The organism is Pseudomonas sp. MF06569 (assembly GCF_059862735.1).
This window is the reverse complement of record NZ_JCBCUZ010000066.1, coordinates 1-3,329: the sequence shown is the minus strand read 5'-3', so window position 1 is coordinate 3,329 and position 3,329 is coordinate 1. Positions and strand designations below refer to the sequence as shown.

Genomic DNA, 3,329 nt, shown 5'->3' with positions numbered 1-3,329 from the left:
GGAAACAGCCAACTCCCGGCGCTGGCCAGCATCCAGTTCGGCAGGCAGGGCCACGATCCATTCGCGGGCCGTCCGCGAATCCTTCCGGTTCTCGGCCAGTTCGGCGGCATTCCACAGCGCGCCGCGCTCGGCACTGCCGCCATCCGGCGCGATGATTTCGGCCGAAACTACACCCCCTTTCCGGGTGTAGTCATGGACAAGGCCGGTGCGTTCATCGACCAACTCGGAACCCGAACGATAGGCAGCAGCGGCGACGGCTGACCGTCCCGCGCTGCGTGCTATCGGCTTCGTGGTTGCGTGGTAGATGGCGATGGCCTTTGCTCCTTATTCTGATTTTTGCTTTTGCCCCGCAGGGCGCGCTGACTCGGTACGAGTCGTAAGTGCGCACTTGCTGCTTTCGCTTCGCTCTCTTGCTGCGTGTTATCGTACCACGACATATCTGAGTGAGGCCGGAAAATGGCACAAACCATAGAGCAAAAAATCGCAGAAGCTGAAGCCAAGCTAAATCGACTTCGGCAGCAAAGCCGTCAGCTCGAGAACGGGCAAAAGATCATTCTCGGCGGCCTGCTGCTCAATGCGGCCCAGCATCAGCCCAACATCCGCAAATGGCTGCTCGACGAGGCGGCCAAGGTCGTGACCCGTGACGTGGACAAAAAGCGGTTGGCTCCGTTGCTGTACGAGCTGGCGAAAATGCCCCAGGAGCCGCAGCAATGAATCAAACCGATGAGTTTGTGATTGATGGTTCAGAGCCCACCAAACCGGGGCGAGGCGTTCGTCGTGTGAATTACACGCCACTGGCTGTGCTTGCTGGGGTGACGGTGGCAACGGTGGCGGCCTTGCTGGGCTATCGCGTTGGAAAGAAACGAGGGAAAGGGGACTGATAAACCGGTCTTAGCCCCTCCCCTTGGTGTCCAACCGCTCTGTAGGCCTCTCAGGCGCCGCTGGTGCCGCTGGTTGGACGCCAAGGGTGAATCCGCCTCGATACCCTGATTACTCGCTTCCTGCGCCCTCTCAGGCGGCGATAGGGGACTGGTAAAACGGGGATTGCCCAGACGCCTCCCCCGCCCCTTCAGGGGCACAAATGCGGCCCCAACGGGGCCACGTAGTGGTGCGTTTTTTGCGTTTCCACCCTTTTCTTCCTTTTCCCTTTTAAACCTTTTAGGACGTCTACAGGCCACGTAATCCGTGGCCTGTAGAGTTTAAAAAGGGACGGATTTGTTGCCATTAAGGGACGGATTTGTTGTTAAGAAGGGACGGATTTGTTGTTGTAAAGGGACGGATTTGTTGTATTGTGGGACGCAGATACAGTGTCCCCTTATACACAAGGAATGTCGAACGTGGCCTCACCCCCAATGGTTTACAAAAGCAATGCCCTGGTCGAGGCCGCGTATCGCCTCAGTGTTCAGGAACAGCGGATCGTTCTGGCCTGTATTAGCCAGGTGAAGAGGAGCGAGCCTGTCACCGATGAAGTGATGTATTCAGTGACGGCGGAGGACATAGCGACGATGGCGGGTGTCCCTATCGAATCTTCCTACAACCAGCTCAAAGAAGCGGCCCTGCGCCTGAAACGGCGGGAAGTCCGGTTAACCCAAGAGCCCAATGGCAAGGGGAAAAGACCGAGTGTGATGATTACCGGCTGGGTGCAAACAATCATCTACCGGGAGGGTGAGGGCCGTGTAGAACTCAGGTTCACCAAAGACATGCTGCCGTACCTGACGGAACTCACCAAACAGTTCACCAAATACGCCTTGGCTGACGTGGCCAAGATGGACAGCACCCACGCGATCAGGCTTTACGAGCTGCTCATGCAATGGGACAGCATCGGCCAGCGCGAAATAGAAATTGACCAGCTGCGAGAGTGGTTTCAACTGGAAGGCCGGTATCCCTCGATCAAGGACTTCAAGTTGCGAGTGCTTGATCCAGCCGTGACGCAGATCAACGAGCACAGCCCGCTACAGGTGGAGTGGGCGCAGCGAAAGACCGGGCGCAAGGTCACACATCTGTTGTTCAGTTTTGGACCGAAGAAGCCCGCCAAGGCGGTGGGTAAGGCCCCAGCGAAGCGCAAGGCCGGGAAGATTTCAGATGCTGAGATCGCGAAACAGGCTCGCCCTGGTGAGACATGGGAAGCGGCCCGCGCTCGACTAACCCAGATGCCGCTGGATCTGGCCTAGAGGCCGTGGCCACCACGGCCCGGCCTGCCTTTCTGCAGGGACTGCCGCTCCCGCTTTTGGGCCAGAAGCTCCTGCTTCTTGGCCTCTTTCTCACGCTGAACCTCATCCCGGGCCTGCGGTAGCCGCGCCGCCCACTCAGGACGCTCCTTCTGGAGTGTCCTTTCGGCGTCTCGCACAGAAAAACCGCCGCCCGGTGTCAGGTAGCACCGCACACGCTCAAGCCGCTTACGCAGGTCGTTCTCCCGCCCAACTTTCCACGCCTTAATGCGTTTGGCGGTAGCGCACCATTCAGTCATGAGCTTCTCGTAGCTGCTGCGCTTGAACGCGGCCAACAGCCCGGTTGGCTCCACTGGACGCTTCTTCGCATGGTTGGCTTCGGCGTTCCGTCGTTTGGTGCTGATGGCCTGTATCTGCTGATCGACGCGGGACTCTAGACGCTCTGCCCGCTGCCGGTAGCCCATATACAACTCAGCCTTGCGCCCATCCCATGCCTTGACCAAATCAGCCGCGGGCAGGGCTTCAACCTGACGCGCCTTGGCCCGGCGCTCGCGCTCGGTTTTCAGGTCGATGATCTGCGCAGTCAGCCCTTGGCGCTGCTCGTTGTTGGCCATCACCTGCCGGTTTCCGTCGCCTCGATCGCTGATCCGGCCACGGCGCTCCATCTCGGAGGCCACTGGCCCGAGGTGGGTGGTCGCCTCACGGTCGATACCTTGATCCTTGAGGCTTCGGGCGTCGATCCGTTCGGTGCTGCCCGCTCGCTCCAGGGCGCGATTGGCGGTCTGCTCCCACAACTGCCGAATGGCCTTCACCTCGTCGGCGGCTGGGCCTAAACCCAGCTCCCGGCGTTTCTTGTCGGCCAGCTCGATGCTGGACTTGTCGCCCATGACCAGCTCGCCCGCTGCGCCTCGACTCACGCGCCGGGTGGTGGTGAGGATGTGCGCGTGATGATTGCGGTTGTCGCCCTCGCGGTCGGGTTCGTGGATAGCAACATCCACGGCCACGCCGTACCGGCGGGCCAGTTCGGCACCAAAGGAAACAGCCAACTCCCGGCGCTGGCCAGCATCCAGTTCGGCAGGCAGGGCCACGATCCATTCGCGGGCCGTCCGCGAATCCTTCCGGTTCTCGGCCAGTTCGGCGGCATTCCACAGCGCGCCGCGC

5 protein-coding genes are annotated in these 3,329 nt (G+C 60.3%); 3 read left to right on the top strand and 2 right to left on the bottom strand.

Translation table 11 applies throughout. The features are described 5' to 3' along the window. A partial coding sequence (locus AC19YQ_RS24850; protein WP_500596178.1) for a MobA/MobL family protein occupies positions 1-306 on the bottom strand: 306 nt, incomplete at its 3' end. A 150-nt stretch (positions 307-456) separates the two neighbouring features. Between AC19YQ_RS24850 and AC19YQ_RS24845 the strand changes: the two genes are divergently transcribed. The 3 genes from AC19YQ_RS24845 (at position 457) to AC19YQ_RS24835 (ending at position 2,171) form a co-directional block, all read left to right on the top strand. Further along, positions 457-714 (top strand): hypothetical protein, encoded by a 258-nt coding sequence (locus AC19YQ_RS24845; RefSeq protein WP_094995346.1) that lies wholly within the window; start codon positions 457-459, stop codon positions 712-714. After that, positions 711-881, top strand: coding sequence for a hypothetical protein (locus AC19YQ_RS24840; protein ID WP_153338439.1), 171 nt, complete (start codon positions 711-713; stop codon positions 879-881). The genes AC19YQ_RS24845 and AC19YQ_RS24840 overlap by 4 nt, the downstream gene beginning before the upstream one ends. Before the next feature lie 456 nt (positions 882-1,337). Beyond that, on the top strand, positions 1,338-2,171 hold the full coding sequence (locus AC19YQ_RS24835; RefSeq protein ID WP_212555998.1) for a replication initiation protein: 834 nt from the start codon (positions 1,338-1,340) through the stop codon (positions 2,169-2,171). On the opposite strand, the gene AC19YQ_RS24830 is transcribed toward AC19YQ_RS24835, so the two are convergent. After that, positions 2,168-3,329: MobA/MobL family protein (locus AC19YQ_RS24830; RefSeq protein WP_500596177.1), on the bottom strand; the 1,162-nt coding region annotated here is incomplete at its 5' end. The two genes, AC19YQ_RS24835 and AC19YQ_RS24830, sit on opposite strands and share 4 nt — an antisense overlap.